This window comes from Rhizobium sp. SG_E_25_P2, assembly GCF_029892285.1.
Lineage (GTDB): Bacteria > Pseudomonadota > Alphaproteobacteria > Rhizobiales > Rhizobiaceae > Rhizobium_E.
Genome location: NZ_JARXVM010000002.1, coordinates 37567 through 63092, shown reverse-complemented (window position 1 = coordinate 63092; position 25526 = coordinate 37567). Strand labels below are relative to the sequence as shown.

At 61.8% G+C, this 25526-nt stretch carries 21 protein-coding genes; 15 read left to right on the top strand and 6 right to left on the bottom strand.

What is annotated here, in order from left to right:
* Window positions 1-68: 68 nt before the first annotated feature.
* The 5 genes from M2360_RS04195 to xylA all read left to right on the top strand — a co-directional run bounded on the left by M2360_RS04195 (window position 69) and on the right by xylA (window position 5892).
* On the top strand, window positions 69-707 hold the full coding sequence (locus M2360_RS04195; RefSeq protein ID WP_280773133.1) for a DUF1007 family protein: 639 nt from the start codon (window positions 69-71) through the stop codon (window positions 705-707).
* The gene (locus M2360_RS04190) at window positions 704-1765 is read left to right on the top strand and encodes a nickel/cobalt transporter (protein ID WP_280773132.1); all 1062 of its coding nucleotides are present in this window, start codon (window positions 704-706) and stop codon (window positions 1763-1765) included. Before M2360_RS04195 ends, M2360_RS04190 begins: the two co-directional genes overlap by 4 nt.
* A 123-nt stretch (window positions 1766-1888) precedes the next feature.
* Window positions 1889-2911: a substrate-binding domain-containing protein gene (locus M2360_RS04185; RefSeq protein WP_280773131.1), complete on the top strand. Its 1023-nt coding sequence runs from the start codon at window positions 1889-1891 to the stop codon at window positions 2909-2911.
* Between the two features lie 19 nt (window positions 2912-2930).
* On the top strand, window positions 2931-4385 hold the full coding sequence (gene xylB, locus M2360_RS04180) for a xylulokinase (RefSeq protein ID WP_280773130.1): 1455 nt from the start codon (window positions 2931-2933) through the stop codon (window positions 4383-4385).
* 199 nt (window positions 4386-4584) lie between these two features.
* Window positions 4585-5892, top strand: coding sequence for a xylose isomerase (gene xylA / locus M2360_RS04175; RefSeq protein WP_280773129.1), 1308 nt, complete (start codon window positions 4585-4587; stop codon window positions 5890-5892).
* 191 nt (window positions 5893-6083) lie between these two features.
* Here the strand turns inward: xylA and M2360_RS04170 are convergent, their stop codons facing one another.
* Window positions 6084-6707, bottom strand: coding sequence for an RNA ligase family protein (locus tag M2360_RS04170; protein ID WP_280773128.1), 624 nt, complete (start codon window positions 6705-6707; stop codon window positions 6084-6086).
* Between the two features lie 224 nt (window positions 6708-6931).
* Between M2360_RS04170 and M2360_RS04165 the strand changes: the two genes are divergently transcribed.
* Both M2360_RS04165 and M2360_RS04160 read left to right on the top strand, forming a co-directional pair.
* Window positions 6932-8218 (top strand): DUF3696 domain-containing protein, encoded by a 1287-nt coding sequence (locus M2360_RS04165; RefSeq protein ID WP_280773127.1) that lies wholly within the window; start codon window positions 6932-6934, stop codon window positions 8216-8218.
* The gene (locus tag M2360_RS04160) at window positions 8215-8742 is read left to right on the top strand and encodes a hypothetical protein (RefSeq protein ID WP_280773126.1); all 528 of its coding nucleotides are present in this window, start codon (window positions 8215-8217) and stop codon (window positions 8740-8742) included. Before M2360_RS04165 ends, M2360_RS04160 begins: the two co-directional genes overlap by 4 nt.
* A gap of 71 nt (window positions 8743-8813) precedes the next feature.
* Here M2360_RS04160 and M2360_RS04155 read toward each other — a convergent pair whose 3' ends face one another.
* Together M2360_RS04155 and M2360_RS04150 are read right to left on the bottom strand one after the other, a co-directional pair.
* Window positions 8814-9173, bottom strand: a complete 360-nt coding sequence (locus tag M2360_RS04155; RefSeq protein WP_280773125.1) for a VOC family protein — start codon at window positions 9171-9173, stop codon at window positions 8814-8816.
* A 3-nt stretch (window positions 9174-9176) separates the two neighbouring features.
* Window positions 9177-10205 carry a LacI family DNA-binding transcriptional regulator gene (locus tag M2360_RS04150; RefSeq protein ID WP_280773124.1) on the bottom strand — a complete coding sequence of 343 codons (1029 nt, stop codon included), beginning with the start codon at window positions 10203-10205 and terminating at the stop codon, window positions 9177-9179.
* 167 nt (window positions 10206-10372) lie between these two features.
* Here M2360_RS04150 and M2360_RS04145 point away from each other — a divergent pair, with 167 nt between their 5' ends.
* The 4 genes from M2360_RS04145 to M2360_RS04130 all read left to right on the top strand — a co-directional run bounded on the left by M2360_RS04145 (window position 10373) and on the right by M2360_RS04130 (window position 15179).
* Window positions 10373-11899, top strand: coding sequence for a sugar ABC transporter ATP-binding protein (locus M2360_RS04145; RefSeq protein ID WP_280773123.1), 1527 nt, complete (start codon window positions 10373-10375; stop codon window positions 11897-11899).
* A gap of 44 nt (window positions 11900-11943) precedes the next feature.
* A complete protein-coding gene (locus M2360_RS04140; RefSeq protein ID WP_280773573.1) occupies window positions 11944-12948 on the top strand; it encodes an ABC transporter permease in 1005 nt (334 codons plus the stop codon).
* A 65-nt stretch (window positions 12949-13013) separates the two neighbouring features.
* Window positions 13014-13958 (top strand): substrate-binding domain-containing protein, encoded by a 945-nt coding sequence (locus M2360_RS04135; protein WP_280773122.1) that lies wholly within the window; start codon window positions 13014-13016, stop codon window positions 13956-13958.
* A gap of 168 nt (window positions 13959-14126) precedes the next feature.
* On the top strand, window positions 14127-15179 hold the full coding sequence (locus M2360_RS04130; RefSeq protein WP_280773121.1) for a sugar phosphate isomerase/epimerase: 1053 nt from the start codon (window positions 14127-14129) through the stop codon (window positions 15177-15179).
* Here the strand turns inward: M2360_RS04130 and M2360_RS04125 are convergent.
* On the bottom strand, window positions 15176-15814 hold the full coding sequence (locus M2360_RS04125) for a CatB-related O-acetyltransferase (protein WP_280773120.1): 639 nt from the start codon (window positions 15812-15814) through the stop codon (window positions 15176-15178). The genes M2360_RS04130 and M2360_RS04125 overlap by 4 nt on opposite strands.
* A gap of 150 nt (window positions 15815-15964) precedes the next feature.
* Between M2360_RS04125 and M2360_RS04120 the strand changes: the two genes are divergently transcribed.
* From M2360_RS04120 to M2360_RS04110, 3 genes are all read left to right on the top strand, one after another.
* A complete protein-coding gene (locus M2360_RS04120) occupies window positions 15965-17134 on the top strand; it encodes a Gfo/Idh/MocA family oxidoreductase (RefSeq protein WP_280773119.1) in 1170 nt (389 codons plus the stop codon).
* A 72-nt stretch (window positions 17135-17206) separates the two neighbouring features.
* Window positions 17207-18586 (top strand): GH1 family beta-glucosidase, encoded by a 1380-nt coding sequence (locus tag M2360_RS04115; protein ID WP_280773118.1) that lies wholly within the window; start codon window positions 17207-17209, stop codon window positions 18584-18586.
* Window positions 18587-18644: 58 nt separating this feature from the next.
* Entirely contained in the window at window positions 18645-18965 is a 321-nt protein-coding gene (locus tag M2360_RS04110) for a hypothetical protein (protein ID WP_280773117.1), read from the top strand.
* 45 nt (window positions 18966-19010) lie between these two features.
* On the opposite strand, the gene M2360_RS04105 is transcribed toward M2360_RS04110, so the two are convergent.
* Window positions 19011-21479, bottom strand: coding sequence for a glycoside hydrolase family 3 C-terminal domain-containing protein (locus M2360_RS04105; RefSeq protein ID WP_280773116.1), 2469 nt, complete (start codon window positions 21477-21479; stop codon window positions 19011-19013).
* 138 nt (window positions 21480-21617) lie between these two features.
* Here M2360_RS04105 and M2360_RS04100 point away from each other — a divergent pair, with 138 nt between their 5' ends.
* Window positions 21618-22238 carry a TetR/AcrR family transcriptional regulator gene (locus M2360_RS04100; protein WP_137155897.1) on the top strand — a complete coding sequence of 207 codons (621 nt, stop codon included), beginning with the start codon at window positions 21618-21620 and terminating at the stop codon, window positions 22236-22238.
* A gap of 55 nt (window positions 22239-22293) precedes the next feature.
* On the opposite strand, the gene M2360_RS04095 is transcribed toward M2360_RS04100, so the two are convergent.
* The gene (locus M2360_RS04095; protein ID WP_280773571.1) at window positions 22294-25512 is read right to left on the bottom strand and encodes an efflux RND transporter permease subunit; all 3219 of its coding nucleotides are present in this window, start codon (window positions 25510-25512) and stop codon (window positions 22294-22296) included.
* Window positions 25513-25526 lie beyond the last annotated feature (14 nt).

Genomic DNA, 25526 nt, shown 5'->3' with positions numbered 1-25526 from the left:
CGCGCCGCTGTCGGAATTTCGACGCAATTTTCGGCGATCTGCCGTCGAACGGAAGGGACTAGAGATTCATGAGGAAACGCCTCGCGCTCGCCGCACTCCTGATCGCCGCCCCAACAGCGTCATGGGCGCATCCGCACGTCTTCGCCGACGCCCGGCTGGAGATCGTCGCGGGCGCCGACGGCCATATCGACGAGTTGCACAATATCTGGCGCTTCGACGAAGTCTTCTCCTCCTCGGTGCTGATGGATTTCGACAAGAACGCCAATCTCAAGCTCGATCCCGGCGAACTGGCCGAGGTCGGCAAGACCGTGTTGGCCTCGCTGGAAGAGTTCAGCTATTACACCACCATCACCGACAATGGCCGCCTCATCAAGGTCGCCAAGCCCGATGTCATCCATGTCGACTACAAGGATGGCCAGTTGCTGATGTTCTTCGCGCTCAAGCCAGCCCAGAAGCTGCCGCTCAAGGGCAAGCTCACTTTCGGCATCTATGACCCCACACTCTACACCTCGATCGATTTTCCCTCGGACAAGGATGTGGTGATGATGGGCGACTTCAAGCAATGCAAGGGCGCCGTGGTCCGCCCAGATCCCGACGAAGTCATCGCCGAAAACAAGTCGACTCTCACCGACGCCTTTTTCAACGACCCCACCGGCACCGATATGTCGAAACTGTTTGCGACGCGGATGGAGATCCACTGCTCATGAACCGCAAAACGCTCGCCGCTCTGCTGTTTGCCGCAGCCGCCCTCACCCCCACTCTGGCTCTCGCCTCGTCTCTGGGGCTTGGCAATGCCGAACCGGGCGCCGGGCCTCCGTCGGAATTCATGATGCGCTATTTCCCCTGGCTGGAGCCGGCGGTGTTCTTCATCAATGCCGAGCAGCAGCGCTTCTATCGCGCGCTCACCGAAGCGCTGAAGGCGATGCGACAGGATAGCTGGCAGGCCTGGTGGCTCATCGGCGTGTCCTTCGTCTATGGCGTCTTCCATGCCGCCGGCCCGGGTCACGGCAAGGCGGTTATCTCGTCCTACATGATCGCCAACGAGACCGAACTCAAGCGCGGCGTGATGATCTCCTTCCTGTCGGCCTTCGTGCAGGGCGTGGTGGCGATCCTGGTCACGGCCGCCGGTTTCCTGGTGCTGCGCGGCGCCTTCATCACCATGACCGACGTCGCCAAATGGCTGGAAGTCGCCTCCTTCGCCATCATCATGGGCTTTGGCCTGATGTTGCTTTACCGCAAGCTCAAGGGCCTGACGGTGGCGCTGGCCGATCCCGGCCTTGCCGCGATCCCCGCTTTCGCGACGCCGCATGGCGTCAGCTTCCGCGAAGGCCTGGATCACCATCACGGACACGGCCCGGGATTGAAAAGCCACAGCCATGCCGCCGGCGAAGTCTGCTCCGTCTGCGGTCACGCCCATGCGCCGTCGGTGGACACAGTGCGCGGCGATACATTTTCCATGGCCGACGCCTGGACCGCGATCATGGCGGTGGGTCTTCGCCCCTGCTCCGGCGCGCTGATCGTCCTGACCTTCTCCTTCCTGAACGGCCTCTATCTCGGCGGCGCGCTGTCGGTGCTGGCCATGTCGATCGGCACGGCGATCACGGTCTCCATCCTCGCCACGCTCGCCGTCACCGCCAAGGACGCCGCCATCCGCTATGCCGGCTCCGGCATTGGTGGAAAGCTTGGCCACGGCATCGAACTCATGGGCGCCGTAGTCATCATCCTGTTCGGCTTCACCTTCCTGATGGCGTCGCTGCAGGGCTGACGCACTCCTCTCCAACCGATAGCCGGCGATCGTCCGCTCGCCGGCTTTTTCATGCCCGGCGAAATTTCTGATTTACGTACCTCATATTCTTCGCTATGACGCTGGCCGGGAGGAAATGCGGGCATGAAACCGACGGTTCACGACATCGCCAGAGAAGCGGGCGTCAGCCTCGCCACGGTCGACCGCGTGCTCAACCGGCGCCCCGGCGTGCGCGCCGCCACCCGCGAACGGGTCGAAGAGGCGATTGACCGCATCGGTTTCGTACGCGACGTCGCCGCCGCCAATCTCGCCAAAAGCCGCACCTATGCGCTGGCCTTCGTCATTCCCGAAAGCGACAATTCCTTCATGCAGGCGCTGCGCGACGAAGTCGCTGACGCCCGCCTGCGCGGAGCGCTGGAGCGCACCGATATCCGCCTGATCGCCGTGCCCGCTTTCGACGAGGCTGCCCTCGCCCAGGCGCTCGACGCGCTGATCGACAATCCGCCCGCCGGCGTCGCCGTGGTGGCGATCGACGCGCCGGCGATCCAGGCGCGCATGGAGCGGCTGCATGAGGCGGGCGTCGCCGTGGTGACGCTGGTCTCCGATCTCGCCGCATCTGGCCGTGACCATTTCACCGGCATCGACAATCTCGCCGCCGGCCGCACCGCCGGCTCCCTGATGGGCCGTTTCCTTAGCAGCCGCGCGGGCGCCGTCGCTGTGATCGCGGGTTCCCTCCGGCTCGGCGACCATCGCGACCGTCTGACCGGTTTTAGCGAACGCCTCGGCGAGATCGCCCCCACGATCCGGCTTCTGGAGGTGATGGAGAGCCAGGACGATCCCGCCCGCGTCGAGGCGCTTCTCAACTCCGCCTTCCGCGATCATCCCGACATGATCGGCGTCTACAATCTCGGCGCCGGCAATCGCGGCCTCGTCGCCGCGCTCACGCAGACCACTGGCGAGGCCCCGGTGGCCATTGCCCATGAACTCAGCCCGCTCACCCGCAAGGCGCTGGAGGATGGGCTGATCGACGCGATCCTCAACCAGGATCCCGGCCATGAAATCCGCTCCGCCATCCGCGTTCTCAAGGCCCGGGCCGACGGCCTGCCGGTGATCGCGGCGCAGGAGCGCATCCGCATCGACATATTCCTGAAAGACAATCTGCCCTGAAGGGCAAGGGAGGACAAAAATGTATCTCGGTCTCGATCTCGGCACGTCAGGCGTCAAGGCCATGCTGATGGACGCCGATCAGAACATCATCGGCTCCGCCAATGGCCATCTCACCGTCTCGCGCCCGCAGTCCGGCTGGTCCGAACAGGCCCCCGCCGACTGGATTCGCGCCACCGAAGAGGCGATCGCGGCGCTGAAGGCCGCCCATCCCGCAGAACTCGCCGCGGTCAAGGGCATTGGCCTCTCCGGCCAGATGCATGGCGCGACCCTGCTCGACGCCGCCGATCAGGTGCTACGCCCCTGCATTCTCTGGAATGACACCCGCTCCTACAAGGAAGCCGCCGCACTCGACGCCGATCCGCGTTTCCGCGCGCTGACCGGCAACATCGTTTTCCCCGGCTTCACCGCGCCGAAACTGGCCTGGGTGAAGAACAACGAGCCCGAGATCTTCGCCAAAGTCCGCAAAGTGCTGCTGCCCAAGGATTACCTGCGCCTGTGGCTGTCGGGCGAGCACATTTCGGAAATGTCCGACAGCGCCGGCACCAGCTGGCTCGACACCGGCAAGCGCGCCTGGTCGTCGGAGCTGCTCGCGGCCACCGATCTCGACGAGAGCCAGATGCCGCGCCTTGTCGAAGGCACGGACAAGGCCGGCGAATTGCGCAGCGAACTGGCAGCGAAATGGGGCATGGGCGCTAATGTGGTGATCGCCGGCGGCGCGGGCGACAATGCCGCCTCCGCCTGCGGCATGGGCACCGTGTCGGAAGGCGCAGCCTTTGTCTCGCTCGGCACATCGGGCGTGCTGTTCGCCGCCAACGCCTCCTATCTGCCCAACCCCGCCAGCGCCGTGCACGCGTTTTGCCATGCGCTGCCCAACACCTGGCACCAGATGGGCGTGATCCTCTCGGCCACCGATGCGCTCAACTGGCATGCTGGCGTCACCGGCAAATCGGCGGGCGAACTGACCACGGAACTCGGCGACACGCTTCACGCCCCCGGCCCCGTCACCTTCCTGCCCTATCTTTCGGGCGAGCGCACGCCGCACAATGACGCCAAGATCCGCGGCGTCTTTACCGGGCTCGGCCATGAATCGGGCCGCGCGGCGCTGACCCAGGCCGTGCTCGAAGGCGTCGCCTTCGCCTTCCGCGACAATCTCGAAGCGCTCAAATCCGCCGGCGCGACAGTGCCGCGCATGACGGCCATCGGCGGCGGCTCGCGCTCGATCTACTGGCTGAAGGCCATCGCCACCGCGCTTGATACGCCCATCGACATCCCCGCCGACGGCGATTTCGGCGCAGCCTTCGGCGCAGCCCGCCTGGGCCTGATCGCCGCCACCGGCGCCGACCCCGTCGCCATCTGCACCGCGCCCGCGACCGAAGCCAGCATCGAACCCGAGGCCGGCCTCCGCGACGCCTTCGAGACCGCCTACCAGCGCTACCGCGCCGTCTATCCGGCGATCGCGGCGCTCAACGGCTAAACTTCGGTGGCGGGCCCTCATCCGGCTGCCGCCACCTTCTCCCCGCAAGCGGGGAGAAGGATGATGGAGCACCGTCATCACCACATCCGCCTTCTCCCCGTTCTACGGGGAGAAGGTCCCGGCAGGGGGATGAGGGGCCACCACCCTCCATCAACCACCTGACAGACCACCACGAACACCAAACCAAGGAGCAAACACTATGGGAACTGGCTTTTTCGGCACGATCGAAAAGATCAAATTTGAAGGCGAAGGCTCGACCAATCCGCTGGCCTATCGCCATTACAACCCCGTCGAAATCGTGCTCGGCAAGCGCATGGAGGAACATCTCCGCTTCGCCATCGCCTATTGGCACACCTTTGTCTGGCCGGGCACCGATCCGTTCGGCGGCAACACGTTTGAGCGTCCCTGGTTCGAAAACACCATGGAAGCGGCAAAACTCAAAGCAGATGTCGCCTTCGAATTCTTCCAGCTGCTCGGCACGCCCTATTACTGCTTCCACGACGCCGATGTGCGCCCGGAAGGCAGGAATTTCGCCGAGAACACCAAAAACCTCAACGAGATCGTCGATTACTTCGCCGAAAAGCAGGCGGCATCGGGCGTGAAGCTGCTCTGGGGCACCGCCAACCTCTTCTCGCATCGCCGCTATATGTCGGGCGCGGCCACCAATCCCGATCCCGAAGTCTTCGCTTTCGCCGCAGCGACCGTGAAGACCTGCCTCGACGCCACCCACAAGCTTGCTGGCGAAAACTACGTGCTCTGGGGCGGCCGCGAAGGCTATGAGACGCTGCTCAACACCGACCTCAAGAAGGAACTGGACCAGATGGGCCGCTTCCTCAACATGGTGGTGGAATACAAGCACAAGATCGGCTTCAAGGGCGCGATCCTGATCGAGCCCAAGCCACAGGAGCCCTCCAAGCACCAGTATGACTATGACGTCGCCACCGTCTACGGCTTCCTCAAGAATTACGGTCTCGAGAAGGAAGTGAAGGTCAATATCGAGCAGGGCCACGCCATCCTCGCCGGCCACACGTTTGAGCATGAACTGGCGCTCGCCAATGCGCTCGGCATCTTCGGCTCGATCGACATGAACCGCAACGACTACCAGTCCGGCTGGGACACCGACCAGTTCCCGAACAATGTTCCGGAAATGGCGCTGGCCTATTATCAGGTCCTGCAGGCCGGCGGCTTCACCTCGGGCGGCACCAATTTCGACGCCAAACTGCGCCGCCAGTCGCTCGACGCCGAAGACCTGCTGATCGGCCATATCGGCGGCATCGATTGCTGCGCCCGCGGCCTGAAGGCCGCCGCCGCGATGATCGAGGAAAAGGCGCTGTCGGGCCCGCTCGACGCCCGCTACGCCGGCTGGGCCAAGCCCGAAAACCAGAAAATGCTGGCCTCCGAAAGCCTCGAAACCATCGCCGCCCGCGTCGAAGCCGAGGACATCAACCCGCAGCCGAAATCCGGCAAGCAGGAATTGCTGGAAAACGTGGTCAACCGCTACGTTTGAGGCGGGAGAAATGGGAGGCGGCGGCGACGCCGCCTTCATACGAGCTTTGGTGAGTTCTGAACTAGTTGGGGCAAAGGGCGGCGCTGTGCCAACAGAAGACTTTGTAGACATCACAGGCTATCTGGTCTGCCTGATCTCACAATAGCAAATGATGCGCTGGTTCCGTGACGTTGGGTTGGAGATAGAGAGTGTTAATTACCGCTCAAGCGATTGGGAATCACTGCGGTGCTCCTCCAGTGCTTCTCACTTCGTACATGATTGGCCCTGACGAATTTCCCCATCCGGAACGGCATTTCAGATTCGCGAAAGGAAGATGCGACCCTGACCACGTATCCTTCCTGGCTAAGTGTGTCTAATGATACTGCTAAATCTTCGAAAAGACCCGGCCCGAAAGGTCCTCGATACAGCGTGGGTACGGGTGTGATCCCCAATTCGTTCAACCGAACCAGCGTGAGGTCCCACGCTTGAACTTCATCGCCGACGATCCAAGCGAACCCCATAAAGTAAGATGGCAAGCTGTCATAGGCGATGGAATGCCGAGCGTAAAGGTTCTCGCCCACGATGCGTTCTTCTCTTTCGAGTTGAGGGGAGACACTTGCCGCGAATGCTCTCATCCAATCACGTGACGGGTGATAGGCACTGTCGGGGCTTCGAGCATAAGTTCCGCCAGCGTGAATGGTCGTGTTTTCACCGTCCATCTTCTCTGTGACCACTAGGTCGGTGACCATCAGACCTTCGGGCGACGGTATGATCTTGTCATCACTGGATGCACCGGGAGATATCTGCAAATGATACGTGCGGCCATATTTCTTCATTGTTACTTGATACCCCGCCATTGGCTTCAACCGCAACGCAAACTTGCAACCTAACCGCCAGCTATCATGTCGTATTGGAGAACGACGTACCCTTCGATTTGTCGATACTTATCATATCGACAAAGATTTACAGTTTCCAACCCTACCCGTAACCGCATCAAATCGTTAGGGTGTTCCTACAAGCACGAAGCGAATAATCAGGACGTTAAAGGGAGCGAGGCGCAATGTTTACACGACTACGGTTAGACCACTTCAAGGCATGGCAAACCACAGGCGACATTGCACTCAAACCCGTGACTATGTTGCTGGGCACCAACTCGTCGGGGAAATCAACCCTGATTCAGAGCTTATTGCTACTCAAGCAGACGGCGCGATCTCCAGACCGCACGATCCACTTGAATCTCGGAGGCGATGAAATAAACGACCTCTTCAATTTTGGCAGTTTCGAAGATGTATTTCATCAATCAGGAGAAGGCGCACGCCAGTTTTCCATAGCCTTCGACTTCGAACGTCCAATTGCCGACCGCATCAAGAAGGGTACCTTCGACTGCACGTATGTTCAGACTTCTTCAGGCAGCGTTACCATCCAAGAGTTAACTCTTCAGACGGAAAACCGGAAGTTCAGAGCTGTCCGCCGAGAAAAGGGCGCGTTTTCGATTCTGGTGGATGATGAAACTCAACCAAGAGGCAAGGGCAGACACTACGCCCCAGAAAGGTCGATAGCATTTTCAGCAGACGCAATCGCGCTTTTGGAAAAAGAAGGACAGCTTATCGAAGACCTGAGTCTCGCCGTCAGGAGAGAGCTGGAGGAGATCGCATATCTCGGACCGCTGCGCCGTAAACCTGAAAGAGATTACCCTTGGAACAAAACGAATCCTGGTGACCTTGGCAGCGATGGTAGAGGCGCGATAGATGCGCTACTGGCAAGCGCACTTCTGAGAAGCGATGAAAGAAGTTACGTCGTGGATCAGGTTTCTCACTGGTTAGCGCGTATGAAGCTCGCTGACAGAGTGGAGGTGCGTCAGAACGGCCGATCGAACCGTTATGAACTTATTGTTCATCGAGATGGCATTCAATGCAATCTCCGCGATGTCGGGATTGGGATTTCTCAGGTCCTTCCCGTTTTGGTGGTCTCATTCTTCGCTCGCAGCGGAAGCACAATCATGCTTGAAGAGCCCGAGATTCATCTTCATCCGTTAGCTCAGGCCACACTAGCTGAGCTGTTTGTGGAAATTAGCAAAAAACGAAATATTCAGTTTATAGTGGAGACGCATTCGGAACATCTATTTCGACGAATGCAAACCCTGATAGCAAAACAAGATGCCAGCACAGAAAATACTTCGATGTATTTTGTAGAACGGGAAAATAAGTCGGCGGCGTTACGTCAACTGGAAGTAGATAATTTTGGAAGAGTCAAGAATTGGCCGGATGGTTTCTTCGGTGACGCCATGGGAGAGACTCGCGAACAAGCTCGCCTCATGTTCCAGCGTCAGAAAGAAACCACCCGATGAAGCTGCGATATGTTATTGATACCAATGTCCTAATCGCAGCAAGCGCGGCTGATCCAACCAATCCTGCGGATATAGATGCGACTCCGAAAGACGCTGACCGCCGCAAAGAGGTGTGGGACTGGTTGGACAGCTTTCAGAAATGCGAATCACGTTTGGTATTGGACTCCGAACTGAAGATTTTTGATGAGTATCAGAATAAATTGGGCTTTAACGATTACGGTATCCAAGTGATCATGCACAAGATGAGTACTGCAGCCTTAGACAATGTCCCAGTGCAATACGACGAGAATGGCCATGGAATTGTGCCAAGCTCGTTGGAGACTGTAGTCCACGACCTTGCAGACAGGAAAATGGTCGCGGCCGCGCTGGTGTCGTTCGCTCAGTTTGGGGAGGGTTGCATCGCATTCGCAGGAGACACTGACTGGCATGACTGGGAAACCGAATTATGTGCTCATTCGCTGATATTGGAGCCAATCATTGAAGCCTGGTCGCGACAAAAACATGCGGAGAAGAAGCAAAGATAACGCTTGATTTGTGCAACGCTGCCAAAGGCCTGACAGCCCCCGAAATCACTCAGCGGCCTCGTCCGGCCCCCTCACCGCCGCACAAACGCCCGTCCCGACACCGCAATCGGATTGCCATCCGGATCTTTCGCATTGGCGAACACATAGCCATCCGCTCTGTGCGCCGGCCCGAACACGAGGCCCTTGGCGGCGCAGTCGCGGCAGAAGCCTTCGACATCCTCGACATCGAACACCAGCTTCACCAGAACCTGGCCCATTTTCTGGGCTTTGCCGGCCGCATGAACAAGCAGATTGGCGCCGCCATCCTGGGCGACGAGCTCGACGAGCCGGTCGCCTTCCAGCCTGAGCGCGCGGAACGGAAAATAGGTTTCATAGAAGGCTGCCGTCCGCTCGACATCGCGCACATAGAGGGTGACGGCGCCGATGCCCATGCGTCAGCGCTTGGGCAGTGAGCGCGGCGCCCCCACCGAATTCCGCACCACCAGATCCGGCGCGAGCAAAATCTCGGTTTCCTCGGGCTTTTCGTCCTGCAGCAGCTTGAAGAGCAGCGCCATCGCCTGTTTGCCGATCGCGGTGCGCGGCTGGCGGATGGTGGTGAGCGTCGGGTTCATGAAGGTGGCCTGCGGCACGTCGTCAAAGCCGGTGACGGAGAAGTCGCCGGGGATGGAATAGCCGCGCGCGGTCAGCGCCAGCATCACCCCGATCGCCGTCTGGTCGTTGACGCACATGAAGGCCGTGGGCAGCGTGTCGCGCATGAACAGTTGTTCGACGGCGAGGCGGCCGCTTTCGATCGTGCCGTCGCCGGGCATGATCAGGCCCGGGTCGAGCTCCAGCCGTGCGGCGCGCATGCCGTCTTCATAACCGGCCTTGCGGCGGGCATGGCCGAGCCTTGTTCGGGATTCGCCGATAAAGGCGATGCGGCGATGGCCCTCAGTGATCAACAGGTCGATCGCCTTTCGGGCGCCGGCGGCGTCGTCGACGCCGACATAGGGAATGCCGCCATTATAGACTGGCTCGAACACGCCGACGCTGGGCGGCAGCCGCGCGGTCATGGTCTGGTGGCCAAAGGGCAGGATGCCGGTGAACAGGATCATTCCAGCCGCCTGGTTGGAATTCAGGAATTTCAGATATTCCAGCCCGCGTTGCGGATCGTTCTGCGTATGGCCGATCAGCACGCCATAGCCATGCGCGCGCGCCTCGTTTTCCAGCCCGATCAGGATGTTGGAGAAATTGGGATCGCCGATATCAGGCGCCACCACCAGGATCATGTTGGAGCGGCCGAGCCTGAGGCTGCGGGCCATGGCGTTGGTGGTGTAGCCGGTGATCGCAATCGCCTGCGTCACCTTGAGACGGGTTTCCTTCGCCACCTTTTCCGGGGTATGGATCGCGCGTGACACCGTCGCGATGGATACTTCCGCGAGACGGGCGACGTCTTCAATTGTTGCGGGGGTGGATTTCGACACGCGTGTCCTCGGTTCCGCCGTTACGGCTGCAAACTACACAGACTGCCGGCAAGGTCAAACGATCCGCCGCGAAAATTTCAGACACTCCGAATGTAAACCTTTACATCAATCCTGTAAAGGTTTACAAAATCGCCAACGCGGCGGAAAAGCCGTGAGGGAGGAAGACCATGACGGCCCCTGAGGCGAGCGAGCGACAGCCGGTTCTGGCTGCGCGCCGGATCAGCAAATCTTTCAATGGCGTCCAGGTGCTGTTCAGCGTCGATTTCGATCTCGCCAAAGGCGAAGTGCATGCGCTGATGGGCGAAAACGGCGCCGGAAAATCCACGCTGGTCAAGATCCTCTCCGGCTACGAACAGCCGACCTCCGGCGAAATCCTGCTCGACGGCAGGCCGGTGAGATTGCCGCCGAATGGCGCGGCCGAGGCGCTGGGCATCGTCATCATCCACCAGGAATTCAATCTCGCCGACCACCTCACCGTCACCGAAAGCCTGTTTCTCGGCCGCGAGGTCACCCGCTTCGGCATGCTCGACCGCAAGCATATGCGCGCTGAGACCCGCCGCGTGCTCGATCAACTGGGCTCCCATATCGATGAAAACGTGCTGATCAGCGCGCTCTCGGTCGCCGACAAGCAGATGGTGGAGATCGCCAAGGCGATCAGCCGCGACGCCCGCGTGGTGTTCATGGACGAGCCCACCGCCGTCCTGTCCCGCGAGGAGACGCTGATCCTGTTCGATCAGGTGCGCAAACTGCGCGTCAAGGGCACGAGCTTCGTTTTCGTCTCCCACAAGCTCAATGAAGTCATGGAACTGACCGACCGCGTCACCGTGCTGCGCGACGGCCAGTGGATCAAGACCGCCCCGACCGCGATGATGGATGGCGAGGCGATCGCGCAATTGATGGTCGGCCGCGAATTGTCGAGCCTCTACCCCTCCAAGCGCGAACCGGATATCGACGAAGAGGTGGTGCTGTCGGTGCGCGACCTGACGACAGGCTATGTGCGCGGCGCGAGTTTCGAGCTGCGCAAGGGCGAGATCCTTGGTTTTTCCGGCCTGATCGGCTCTGGCCGCAGCGAATTGATGGAAGCGGTGGCGGGTCTGCGTCCGCGCCTCACGGGCAATGTCGAGATCCGCAGCCAATCCGTGCCCTCGGGCGACATCCGCGCCGCCAATGCCCACGGCCTCGCCTATATGACCAAGGATCGCAAGGGCAAGGGCCTGCTGCTGGGCGAAGGCATGACCGTCAATCTGACCCTGCAGAATCTCGAACGGCATCTGAAGGCCGTCTATCTCGATCCCCGCAGCGAGACCACCGCCATGGAGCGGGCGCGCCGCCGCTTCGACATCCGCGTGCGCGACGGCAATGTCGTGGCCGGCCGCATGTCGGGCGGCAACCAGCAGAAGCTGCTGCTCGCCAAGGTCATGGAGACCGAGCCCGACATCGTCATCATCGACGAGCCGACGCGCGGCATCGATGTCGGCACCAAGCAACAGATCTATCATTTCATCGCCGCGCTCGCCCGCGAAGGCAAGTCGATCATCGTCGTCTCCTCGGAGATGCCCGAAGTGATCGGCCTCTGCACCCGCGTCGCCGTCATGCGCGAAGGCCGCATCGTCGGCATGCTCGAAGGCGAGGAAATCAGCGAACAGGAAATCATGCGCTATGCGGCCGGGCTGAAGGAAAAGCTGGCCAGCTGACAAGCGCGCGGACGACAAGATCCGGACGGGGGAAAGACGTGGATATGAGCATCAATGGCGGCGAGACAGCGCGGAAGACGCGGAGCTGGCGCAATATCGACATGCGGGCGGTTGCGCCCTTTGCGGCGCTGGCGTTGCTGCTGATCGTGGGCGCGCTGGTCAATCCCAATTTCATTGGCATCAACAATCTCGCCAATGTCGCCACACGCTCGGCCTTCATCGCCATCATCGCCGTGGGCGCGACCTTCGTCATCTCCTCGGGCGACCTCGATCTCTCGGTCGGCTCGATGGTGGCCTTTGTCGCCAGCCTGATGATCCTGTTCATGAATTCGGGCGTCATCGCCGACCCGGCCCTGATGCTGGTCGCAGCCGCCGCGCTGACCCTCGTCATCGGCGCCGCCTGCGGCCTGCTGAACGGGTTGATCACCACTGTCGGCAAGATCGAGCCCTTCATCGCCACATTGGGCACTATGGGCATTTATCGCGGCCTCACCACATGGCTGTCGCAGGGCGGCGCGATCACGCTGCGCTCGCCCGAGCAGCAGGAGCTCTATCGCCCCGTCTATTTCGGCTCGGTGCTCGGCTTGCCGGTGCCGATCCTGATCATTCTCGTCGTCACCGCCATCGCCGCCTTCATTCTCTATCGCACCCGTTATGGCCGGCATGTGGTGGCGGTCGGCTCGAGCCGCGATGTCGCCCGCTATTCCGGCGTCGCGGTGGACCGCATCCGCACCATCGCCTTCGTCATTCAAGGCCTCTGCGTCGCCATCGCCGTGCTGCTCTATGTGCCGCGCCTCGGCTCGACCTCGGCCACCACGGGCATTCTGTGGGAATTGCAGGCCATCACCGCCGTCGTGGTCGGCGGCACGGCCCTCAAAGGCGGCGCCGGCCGCGTCTGGGGCACGATCTGCGGCGCCTTCATTCTGGAGCTGGTCGGCAACATCATGCTGCTGTCCAATTTCATCAGCGAATATCTGATCGGGGCCATTCAGGGCGCGATCATCATCATCGCCATGCTCGTCCAGCGTTCGCTGGCGCGCAAGGGCTGACACGCCGGGTCAGGGGTCGCCCGGTTGGAGGAGAGACCCCGCAAAACCTCTAGGGAGAGAGAAACATGCGTATGAAACTGTTCGGACTGGCGCTCGCCATGTCCACCGTCTTCGGCGTGGCCCACGCCCAGGAAACCAAGACCATCGGCGTGTCGATTCCAGCTGCCGACCATGGCTGGACGGCCGGCGTCGTCTACCACGCCCAGCGCGTCGCCGATCTCCTGATGAAGGAGCATCCGGGCCTCAACGTCATCGTCAAGACCTCGCCCGATCCGGCGAGCCAGGCCAATGCGCTGCAGGATCTGGAAACCCAGGGCATCGACGCGCTGGTGATCCTGCCGACCGATCCGGACCCGCTCGTCAACGCCATCAAGGAAATCAAGGGCAAGGGCACTTTCGTGTCGATCGTCGACCGCGCGCCTTCGGTCAATGACAACACCGTCCGCGACCTCTATGTCGCCGGCAACAACCCGGCGCTCGGCGAAGTCGCCGGCAAATATATCAAGGACAACACGCCCAACGCCGAGGTGGTGGTGATCCGCGGCCTGCCGATCCCGATCGACCAGCAGCGCCAGGATGGTTTCGACAAGGGCATCGCCGGCTCCAACGTCAAGATCCTCGACCGTCAGTTCGGCAACTGGAACCGCGACGACGCCTTCAAGGTCATGCAGGACTACCTGACCAAATATCCGAAGATCGACGTGGTCTGGTGCCAGGATGACGACATGGCGGTCGGCGTGCTCCAGGCTATCGAGCAGGCCAAGCGCACCGACATCCAGTATGTCGTGGCCGGCGCCGGCTCCAAGGACATGATCAAGCGCGTCATGGACGGCGATAAGATGATCCCGGTCGACGTTCTCTATCCGCCGGCGATGGTCGGCACGGCGATGGAACTCACCGCTGCGGCCATCTACGATCAGGTGCCGGTGCACGGAACCTACACGCTCGACGCCACCTTGATCACCAAGGACAACGCCAAGAACTATTACTTCCCCGACTCGCCGTTCTGATTGGAACGGAAGCGCATTGCGCCTCGCCTTCGGGCGGGGCGTTTTTTCGTATTCGCAAGCGCTTTTAATTTTCAGTCCGTTTAAACCCGTTTGCCCGGTTGTATCGGCAAATCAAACCCTATAAACGTTAACGGAAACGTTGCAGGAGAACGTTCCAGGGAGGAAATCATGAAGACGATCAAGGGTCCTGCGCTGTTCCTGGCGCAATTCGCGGGCGACGCCGCTCCGTTCAATTCGTGGAAGACCATCACCAAATGGGCCGCCGACATCGGCTATAAGGGCGTGCAGGTCCCGTCCTGGGACGGCCGTCTGATCGACCTGAAAAAGGCCGCCGAGTCCAAGGATTATTGCGACGAATTCGCGGGCGTCGCCCGTGAGAACGGCGTCGAAGTCACCGAACTCTCAACCCATCTGCAGGGCCAGCTCGTCGCTGTTCATCCGGCCTATGACGAAGCCTTTGACGGCTTTGCGGCGCCGGAAGTGCGCGGCAATCCCAAGGCGCGGCAGGAATGGGCCGTCGAACAGGTCAAGCTGGCGCTGAAAGCCTCTCGCAATCTCGGCCTCAATGCGCACGCCACTTTCTCCGGCGCGCTCGCCTGGCCCTTCATCTACCCTTGGCCGCAGCGCCCGGCCGGACTGGTGGAGACCGCCTTTGACGAACTCGCCCGCCGCTGGACGCCGATCCTGGATTATGCCGACGAGCAGGGCGTCGATGTCTGCTACGAGATCCATCCCGGCGAAGACCTGCATGACGGGATCAGTTTCGAGATGTTCCTGGAGCGCGTGAAGAACCATCCCCGCGCCAACATGCTCTACGATCCCTCGCATTATGTGCTGCAATGCCTGGATTATCTCGACAACATCGACATCTACAAAGACCGGATCAAGATGTTCCACGTCAAGGACGCGGAGTTCAATCCGACCGGGCGTCAGGGCGTCTATGGCGGCTATCAGGGATGGGTTAACAGGGCCGGCCGCTTCCGTTCGCTGGGCGATGGCCAGGTCGACTTCGGCGCTATTTTCTCCAAGATGGCCGCCAATGATTTCGCCGGCTGGGCCGTGGTCGAATGGGAATGCGCGCTGAAGCACCCCGAAGACGGCGCCCGCGAAGGCGCGGAATTCGTCAAAGCCCATATCATCCGCGTCACCGAAAAGGCGTTCGACGATTTCGCCGGCTCGGGCGCCGATGACGCCGCCAATCGCCGCATGCTCGGCCTCTAATCCGCGGCTTTGAGCGCCGCGATATCGCAAGTTTCGAGCGCCGCCAGATGGCGCTCGATCTTACCAATGTCCCAATCCCACCAGGCGATGTCGAGGAGTGTGTCGACGATATGGTGTTCGAAACGCATCCGGATGATCCGCGCGGGATTTCCGCCGACCACCGCATAAGGCGGCGCGTCGCGGGACACGACGGATTCGGCGGCGACGATCGCGCCATGGCCGATCGTCACGCCCGGCATGATCGTCGCATTATGGCCGATCCATACGTCATGGCCGACGATCGTGTCGCGCGTCGGCAGATCGGCATAACCGTCGATCGTCTCCTGGCTGAAGATGCGGAAGGGATAAGTGGTGACGCCATGCATCGGATGATTGGCGGAACTGGTGATGAAATAAGCGCCGCGCGCGATCTGCGTGAATTTCCCGATCACCAGTTTCTCCTGGCTGACCGGATAGAGATAGGGCGCAAGCAGGCTCGCCGTCTCGTCGACCGGACGGGAATGGCTGAAGTAACTGTAATCCCCAACCTCAATGCGGGGATGGTTGACCGCATTCTTGAGAAACACCGTTTCGCGATAAACCGTCCCATCCGCAAGCGTGATGGGATAAACGAGATTTGGATCTGGAAAAGACATCGCGGGAGCCCTTCGACTGCTTGCCTTGCGCGTGGAAATGAAACGCAATGCGCTTGAAATCAAGCGCAGGCTCTAGACCATGCCGCGAAAACATCGGCAAGCCAGGTGAAGGCGACCGCAGACACAACTGAGCATCAGGGAGGACTATCTATGGCTATCGAAGGAAGCACGGAAAAGCGCGAAGCCCGCATTCGCTTGGGCATGGTCGGCGGCGGTTCGGGCGCCTTTATCGGCGCGGTGCATCGCATCGCCGCCCGCATCGACGATCATTACGAACTGGTGGCCGGGGCGCTGTCCTCGACCCCGGAAAAATCCCGCCAGTCGGGCGCCGAACTCGGCCTCGCGTCAGACCGCATCTATGACGACTTCAAGTCGATGGCGATCCGCGAGGCCAAGCTCAAGAACGGCATCGAGGCCGTCTCGATCGTCACGCCCAATCACATGCACTACCCGGCCGCCAAGGAATTCCTGCGCCGCGGCATCCATGTGATCTGCGACAAGCCGCTGACCTCCAACCTCGCCGACGCCAAGAAGCTCCTGAAGGTCGCCCAGGAATCGGATGCGCTGTTCATCCTCACCCACAATTACACCGGCTATCCGATGATCCGCCATGCGCGGGAGATGGTGAAGTCGGGAGAACTGGGCGAGATCCGCCTGGTGCAGATGGAATATCCGCAGGACTGGCTGGCCGAACCGATCGAGCAGACCGGCCAGAAACAGGCCGCCTGGCGCACCGATCCCAAGCAGTCCGGCGCAGGCGGCTCCACCGGCGATATCGGCACGCATGCCTACAATCTCGGCTGCTTCGTCTCGGGCCTTGAGCTCGAAGAACTCGCCGCCGACGTCCACACTTTCGTGCCCGGCCGCGCGCTCGATGACAATGCCCATGTGATGCTGCGCTTCAAGGGCGGCGCCAAGGGCCTGCTCTGGTGCAGCCAGGTGGCGACGGGCAATGAGAATGCGCTGAAGGTGCGCGTCTATGGAACCAAGGCCGGTATCGAATGGTCGCAGCAGGACCCGAACTATCTCTGGGTCACCGAACTCGGCAAGCCCCGGCAGTTGATCACCCGCAACGGCGCTGGCGCCAATGCCGCAGCCGGCCGCGTCAGCCGCATTCCGGGCGGTCATCCCGAAGGCTATCTCGAAGGCTTCGCCACCATCTACACTGAAGCCGCCCGCGCCATCATCGCCAAGCGCAAGGGCGAGAAAGTGGACCCCGACGTGATCTACCCCACTGTCGAGGACGGCGTGAAGGGCGTCGCCTTCGTTGAAGCCTGCATCGCCTCTTCCAAGCGCAACGGCGCCTGGGTGAAGGCCTGACGCGACGCACACACATCATGATGGCGCCATCTGGCGCCGTCTTTCTTCAACACACCGATGAGGATCGATCCTATGGACCCCAAGGCTCTCGCCGCCCGCTTTCCCGGAGATTTCCTCTTCGGCGTCGCCACCGCCTCCTTTCAGATCGAAGGCTCGACCAAGGAGGACGGCCGCAAGCCCTCCATCTGGGACGCCTTCTCCAACATGCCCGGCCGAGTGCACAATCGCGACAATGGCGATGTCGCCTGCGATCACTATCACCGCTGGGAGCAGGATCTCGATCTCATCAAGGACCTGGGCGTCGAAGCTTACCGCTTCTCCATCGCCTGGCCGCGCGTCTATCCCGATGGAACCGGCCCCCTCAATGAAAAGGGCCTGGATTTCTACGACCGCCTCATCGACGGCTGCAAGGCGCGCGGCATCAAGACCTTCGCGACGCTCTATCACTGGGATCTGCCGCTGGCGCTGATGGGCGATGGCGGCTGGACATCGCGCTCGACCGCGCATGCCTTCCAGCGTTATGCGCATACGGTGATCAACCGCCTTGGCGACCGGCTGGATGCGGTGGCGACCTTCAACGAGCCCTGGTGTTCGGTGATCCTGTCGCATCTGCTCGGCATTCACGCCCCCGGCGAGCGCAACATGCAGGCAACGCTCTATGCCGCCCATTACACCAATCTCGCCCATGGCATGGCCGTGGAAGCGATCCGCACTGAGGCGCCGAAACTGCCCATTGGCATCGTCTATAACGCCATGTCGGTGATCCCGGCGACTGAGACGGAAGCCGATCTGGAAGCCGCCATCCGCGCCAATGATTTCCACAATGGCCTGTTCTTCGGCCCGCTGTTCAAGGGCGAATATCCCCCGGCGCTGGTCGAGGCCTGCGAGCCTCTCATGCCGAAGATCGAAGACGGCGACATGAAGACCATCTCGAGCCCGATCGACTGGTGGGGACTGAACTATTACACCCCCATGCGCGTCGCCGCCGACCCCAATCCTGACGCACCCTACCCCGCCCATATCCAGGCTGCGCCCGTGCATCCCGAAAAGACCGATATCGGCTGGGAGATCGACAGTTCCGGCCTGAGCCATGTCGTGCGCGATCTCTACGCGACCTATGACCTGCCGGACTGCTACATCACCGAAAACGGCGCCTGCTACAATATGGGCGTGGGCGACGACGGCGAAGTCGACGACCAGCCGCGCGTCGACTATTACGCCGACCATCTCTCGGTCACTGCAGACCTCATCAAGGAAGGCTATCCCTTCCGCGGCTATTTCGCCTGGTCGCTGATGGACAATTTCGAATGGGCGGAAGGCTACGCCATGCGCTTTGGCCTCGTCCATGTCGATTACGAGACCCAGGTCCGCACCGTCAAGAAATCCGGCAAATGGTATAGCGAACTGGCGCAGGAATTCCCGAAGGGCAATCACGCAGCACCAAAAGCGTGATCCACTACGTCCGGCGAGACGCACGGCTCGCCGGACTCGGATCTCCAGAAAGAACCCAATGACAGACACTGGACCGCTTCTGCTTCTCGCTCACGTCACGGGCTGGGCTGTGCTGGCCGCAGCGGCCATGAAGATGTCGGGCAATTACACCTTCGCCAGTTGCTGGCACATAGCGCTGATTTATATCCCGCCTCTGGCTCTGCTCTATTTTGGACTCATGGCGGCCAGTTTTTTGTTCGCGCTCGGCGTTGCTCTGATTGGCGCATTCAGAACGAAGCGACGGCTGTTTTTCGCGGGCCACGCTGTAATTCTGTCCATCGGTCCTTTCGCTTGCAATTTTGCCGCCCATCTGGCCTCAGGCGACGTCAGTTGCCTCTAGTTGGCGCACTGCAGGAAGGGCGAATGCAGGCGCAAATGATGCGCCTCACTTTTCCACCCAATCCTCCATGAGCGTCACCACCAGCACAAACCGCTCGTCCCGCGCATTCGCCGCAACCACCAGCTCATACTCGCCAGCATCCGCCCGGAACGCCTTGGCCTCGACATCCCAATAGGCGAGATCGCGAAGCCCGATCGTCAGCGTCACCTCGTCGCTTTCGCCCGCTGCGAGTTTGACCTTGGCGAAGGCCCGGAGCTCCTTGTCGGGCCGCTCCACCTTGGCCGCGCGCGGCCGCACATAGAGTTGCACCACATCCGAGCCCTGACGCGCGCCGGTGTTTTCCACCCGCACCGTGACAGCCACACCCTCCGCGCAAATCACATCCGATGAGACCTTGGCGTCCGCCCACGCAAATGTCGTGTAGCCGAGCCCAAAGCCGAAGGGGAACAGGGGCTCGACGCCGCGCGTATCGAAATGCCGGTAGCCGACGAAGATCCCCTCGTCATAGCGTACATGCCCATCCACTCCGGGATAGGTCGTGGGATCGCCAGTGAAGACAGGCATATCCTCGAGCGCCTTCGGGAATGTCTGCGGCAGCCTGCCCGACGGCTCCTCATCGCCGAACAGCACATCGGCGAGGGCATGGCCGAGTTCCTGGCCGGGATACCACATCTGCAGCACGGCGCGGACGTCGTTGAGCCAGGGCATCTCCACCGGCCCGCCGGTTTGCAGCACCACCACCGTATTAGGATTGACGGCCGCCACCGCCGCGATCAGCTCGTCCTGCCGGCCCGGCAGCCGCATGTCGGGCAGATCCTGGCCTTCCGTATCCCATTGCGCCTCGCGGCCGACGAAGAGGACGGCGACATCCACATCCTTCGCTTTGGCCACAGCCCGTTCGATCGCCTCGGCGCCGAGCGGCTTCTGCACCCCAAAGCGCAGCGCCTGAATCGTAATGCCCTCCACATCCGGCTGACGCGATGAATAGTCGACCCGGATGCGATAGGTCTTACCCGCCTCAAGCGTCAGCGGCCGGCGGACCTCGTCATTGGCCGTGCCGAAATAGTTTTCGCCGCGGCGCCAGTCGCTCCAGCCGTCCACCACCAGCGCATCATCGACATAAAGCCGGGCGAGGCCGGCATTGGTCATGCCGAACAAATGCTCGCCATCTTCCTGAGCGGTGAAACTCAGCGCCATCCGCACTGAGAAATCGCGCGGATCGAGATCCGCCGACGGCAGTTCAAACCAGAAGAATTCGCTCTTGGCCGCAGTTTCATGCGCCACGACCGGACCGTCGCAATCCGCGCCATGGAAATAGTCGACCGCCACATCCTCATCGAACAGGCGGACAAGCCGGTTGTTATCAGCGCCCTTTTCCTCTTCGATCGAATTGGCGTTGGCGAGCGCTGCACGGATGCCCTCGGCGGGGCTGACCTTATGCAGCGCGTTGATCTGCGCCGAGCCGCCGCCCATCACTCGCGCTTCCCCCGCATTCGGCCCGATCAGCGCGATGCGGTCGACGGAACTCTTGGCGAGCGGCAGCACGCCGTCATTCTTGAGCAGCACCGCCCCTTCCGCGCCGATCTCGCGGATCAACGCCCGGTCTTCGGGCAGGTCGAGTTCGCTTTCGCTGAGATCCGGCGCCGCGTCGAGGGCGCCCACCCATTGCATGAGCCGCAGCATGCGAAGCGCCGACTGGCGCACCGTTTCGGGCTTCACCGCGCTGTCCCGCACCGCCTGAATGAGCTTGTCGCCGCGATCCCGCGTCGGTCCGGGCATTTCGAGATCGAGGCCGGCATTGACGGTCTCGGCGGTCGAATGCGAGCCGAACCAGTCCGACATCACGATGCCGTCGAACCCCCATTCCTGGCGCAGAACCTGGGTCAACAGCCAGCCATGCTCGGACGTATAGGTTCCATTGAGGCGGTTATAGGATGACATCACCGCCTTGACGCCGGCCTGTTTCACCGCCGCCTCGAAAGGCGGCAGGTAGATTTCGCGCAGCGTCCGCTCATCCACGTCCGACGACATGGTTTGCCGCTCGATTTCGGATTCGTTGGCCGCAAAATGCTTGATGGTGGCTGCGACGCCGTTGTTTTGCAGCCCATTAATATAGGCCACGGCCAGAGCCGAGGTCAGCGCCGGATCTTCCGAATAGCATTCGAAATTGCGGCCATTGAGGCCGGAGCGGTGAATGTTGACGGTCGGCGCCAAAAGCACGCTGGCGCCCTTGCTCTTGGTCTGTCCCGCCAGCGCCGCCCCCATGCGTTGGGCCAACGCCACGTTCCAGGTCGCGCCGAGCGAGATGGCGGCCGGGAAGCAGGCGGCCTTGACGCCGCCCACCAGCGAGCCCGCGCCGCGCGCGCCGTTGGGTCCGTCCGACACTTTGATCTTGGGGATTCCAAGTCGCTCCACTGGAACCGTGGTCCAGAAGTCGGCGCCGGACAACAGGCTCACCTGTTCCTCCAGCGTCATCGCATCAACCAGCGCCTCGATATCCATCCCCACGGTCATGTCATCCTCCCATTTCAACACGCTTATTCCGATCAACTACTAGGTTTTTTACAATGCCTGTCAAGCGCCCTTCAGGGGCTTGCGAAAGCTCTCCAAACCGGCAAAAAGTGAAGCGGGGAAATCAGGGAGAATTGAGGGATGATCAAGTCCACGGACGGGCCGCGGCGGCGGCGTTCGCCCAAGGGCGAGCATCGGCGCGAAGAGATTCTCGACGCCGGCATGCGGATCTTCGCGCGGGGCGGTTATTCCAGCGCCTCGATCGCCTCGGTCGCCGAAGAAGTCAACCTGACCTTGCCCGGCTTGCTCCATCATTTCCCCACCAAGGTCGACCTGCTGCTCGCCATTCTCGAACGCCGCGACATCAATTCGCTGGCGCTGGTCGGCAACATGGACGGCAACTGGCGGGATGCATTGAAAGGCCTTTGCCGCATCAACCGCGCCAACACCGAGATCCCCGGCGTCGTCCGCGTTTTTTCGATCCTCAACGCCGAAAGCCTGATCGAGGACCATCCCGCCGTCGGCTGGTTTTCAAAACGCCTGGCCGAGGTGCGCGAACGGCTGGCGGCCGGCATCCGCCGCGGCGTCGAAGCCGGCGAGGTTCGTGACGACGTCTTTCCGGAAGACATCGCCGCCGAGGTGATCGGCATGATGGACGGGCTGCAGATCCTCTGGCTGCGCGCGCCGGCTCAAACCGACATCGTCGCGATTTTCGACGCCTATATAGACCGGCTGGTCCGCGATCTCGAAGTCAAGCCGTAACGAAAATGGCCGGAAGGATCGTCCTTCCGGCCCCATTGTCGAACATGCGTCGCGTTCAGCTCCGCAGCACCCGATAGATCGCCGGGATCACCAGCACTGTCAGCAGCGTCGAGGAAATCAACCCGAACAGCAGCGAAATCGCCAGCCCCTGGAAGATCGGATCGGTCAGGATCACCGCCGCGCCAATGATGGCTGCAAGCGCCGTCAGCAGGATCGGCTTGAAACGGATCGCGCCCGCCTCGATCAGCACCTCGGATAGTGTCCGGCCCGCGTGATCCGCATGGCGGATGAAATCCACCAGCAGGATCGAATTGCGCACGATGATGCCGGCCAGCGCAATGAAGCCGATCATCGACGTCGCCGAAAACGGCGCATCGAACAACCAGTGCCCGCCGAGAATGCCGATGAAGGTCAGCGGCACCGGCGTCAGGATCACCAGCGGCAGCTTGAACGAGCCGAACTGCGCCACCACCAGAATATAGATGCCGAGCAGCGCGATCATGAAGGCGGCGCCCATGTCGCGGAAGGTCACCCAGGTCACCTCCCATTCGCCGTCCCACAGCAAAGTCGGCTTGCTCTCGTCGCTCGGCTGGCCATGCAGCGCAATCGCCGGCTTTTCAAGGCCGGTCCAGTCCTGCTTGTCGATCGCCTCCTGCACCGCAAGCATGCCGTAAAGCGGCGCCTCGAAATCGCCGGCCAGTTCCGCCGTGACCATGTCGTTGCTGACCCCGTTATGCCGATAGTTCATCGGCGAGGTCTTTTCCTCGCTCATCCGCACCACATCGCCGAGTTCGACCACGCCGCGCCCGCCGGGCAGCACATTGGCCGGCATTGGCGTCACCAGGAAGCGCTCGTCGAGCACCTTGTCGGCCTTTTCCCGCTCGAGCCGGATCGGGATCGGCTGTCGCCCCTCGCCGCGATGCGAATAGCCGATCGTCTTGCCTTGCGAGAGGATCGAAATCGTGTCGAACACGTCGCTCTCCTCCACACCGTAGAACTCGGCGTCGTCGGTGGAAACAGTCAGCCGCTTGCGCGGCGCGGCCTGGCCATAGGAGTTGTCGACATCGACGATGAAGGGCACCGAGCGGAACGCCGCCTCCACCTTGGCCGCGGTTTTGCGCCGCGTCTCAGTGTCGGGGCCGTAGATCTCGGCGAGCAGCGTCGCCATGACGGGCGGCCCCGGCGGCGGCTCGACCACTTTCAGGCTTGTGCCCTCGGGCGTGGGGATGGCGGCAATGCGCTTGCGCAGATCGAGCGCGATCCCGTGGCTGCTTCGCGTCCGTTCGCCCTTGGGCGTCAGGTTGACCGCGACATCGCCCTGATAGGACGCCGAGCGCAGATAGGAATGCCTCACGAGACCGTTGAAGTTGAACGGCGACGCCGCGCCCGCATGCGTCTGGGCCGACACCACTTCCGGCATGTCGAGCGCGATGCGCGCCACCGCCTGCGCCACCCGATCCGTCGCCTCCACCGACGAGCCCTCCGGCAGGTCCAGCACCACCGACAGTTCCGACTTGTTGTCGAAAGGCAGCAGTTTCACCGTCACATGCTTGGTGTAGAACAGGCTGAGCGACGCCAGCGTCAGTGCGCCGACGAAAAGCAGGAAAACCCAGCTCCGCGCTTTTGAGGCCAGAATGGGCCGGGCCACCGCGGCATAGGCTGCGCCGAGCCGCCCGCCGGCGGCTGCGTGATCGTCATGGGCGACCGGCGCCTTGCCCGCTGCCTTCAGCATCAGCCAGGGCGTCACCATCACGGCCACGAAGAAAGAAAAAATCATCGCCGCCGAGGCATTGGCGGGGATCGGGCTCATATAGGGGCCCATCATGCCCGACACGAACAGCATCGGCAAAAGCGCCACCACCACGGTGAGCGTGGCGACGATGGTGGGATTGCCGACTTCCGCCACCGCCTCGATCGCGCTTCTGCGTCGGCTGCGGCCGTCGCCCATGCCCCAGTGGCGAGCAATGTTCTCGATCACCACGATGGCGTCGTCGACGAGAATACCGATGGAAAAGATCAGCGCGAACAGCGACACGCGGTTGAGCGTGTAGCCCATCAGCCGCGAGGCGAACAGCGTCAGCAGAATGGTGACGGGAATGACGATCGCCACCACGAAGGCCTCGCGCCGCCCGATCGCCAGCCAGACCAGCGCGATGATCGACAGAGTGGCGAGACCGAGATGATAGAGCAGCTCGTTCGCCTTCTCATTGGCCGTCTCGCCATAATCGCGCGTCACCTCGACCCGGATATCGGACGGGATCAGCCTGCCCTTGAGCGCCTCGACCCGCGCGAGCACGGCTTCAGCCACCACCACGGCATTGGCGCCGGGACGCTTGGCGACGGCCAGCGTCGCCGCCGGCGCGCGCTCGACGCCGTCCTTGCCCTTGTTGAGCGTCGACACCAGCGCCTCGGTATCTTCAGGGGCGACTTCGATCGTCGCAACGTCGCGAACATAGACGGGCCGTCCGTCGCGGGCGGTGATCAGCAAATTGCCGATCTCGGCAGGAGTCGACAGGGTTTCTCCCGCCATCACATCGATCTGGCGGCCGCCGTCGCGGATCTGGCCCGCCGGCGCGGCGCTGTTGGCGCCTTGCACTTTGGCGGCCAGCTGCTGGAGCGTGACGCCGTAAAGCGCGAGCTTTTCCGGCTGCGGTGAAATGCGGATGATCTCGTCGACCTCGCCGACCAGATAGGTCAGGCCGACATTCTCGACCTTGGCGACATCGGTCCGGACCTCTCGGATGATGCGGGTGAGGTCACTGGCGGCGATCCGCCCTTGCGCCTCCGGCTTGGGCGACAGCGTCAGCGTCACGATCGCCACATCGTCGATTCCCCGGCCGACAATGGCGGGCTCGGCGATGCCGACCGGAATGCGGTCGCGATTGGCCTGGACCTTGTCCCGCACGCGCAGCACGGCGATATCAGACGAGGTGCCGGTCAGAAAGCGCGCCGTGACCATCACCTGATTGTCCATCGACTGGCCATAGATATGCTCGACGCCGTTGATGCTCTTGACGATGGTCTCCAACGGTTCGGTGATCAGCTTTTCGGCATCATCGGCCTTGAGCCCCGGCGCGTTGACGATGATGTCGACCATCGGCACGGAAATCTGCGGCTCTTCTTCGCGCGGCAGGGTCAGAAGCGCCACCAGCCCGAAGGCGAAGGCGGCGATCAGGAACAGCGGCGTCAGCGGCGATTTGATGAAGGCCGCCGTCAAATGCCCGGCAATGCCCAGTCGTCCCTGCGGGCGGTCAACGTCTTCGGATGCGGACAGGGAAGGATCGATCT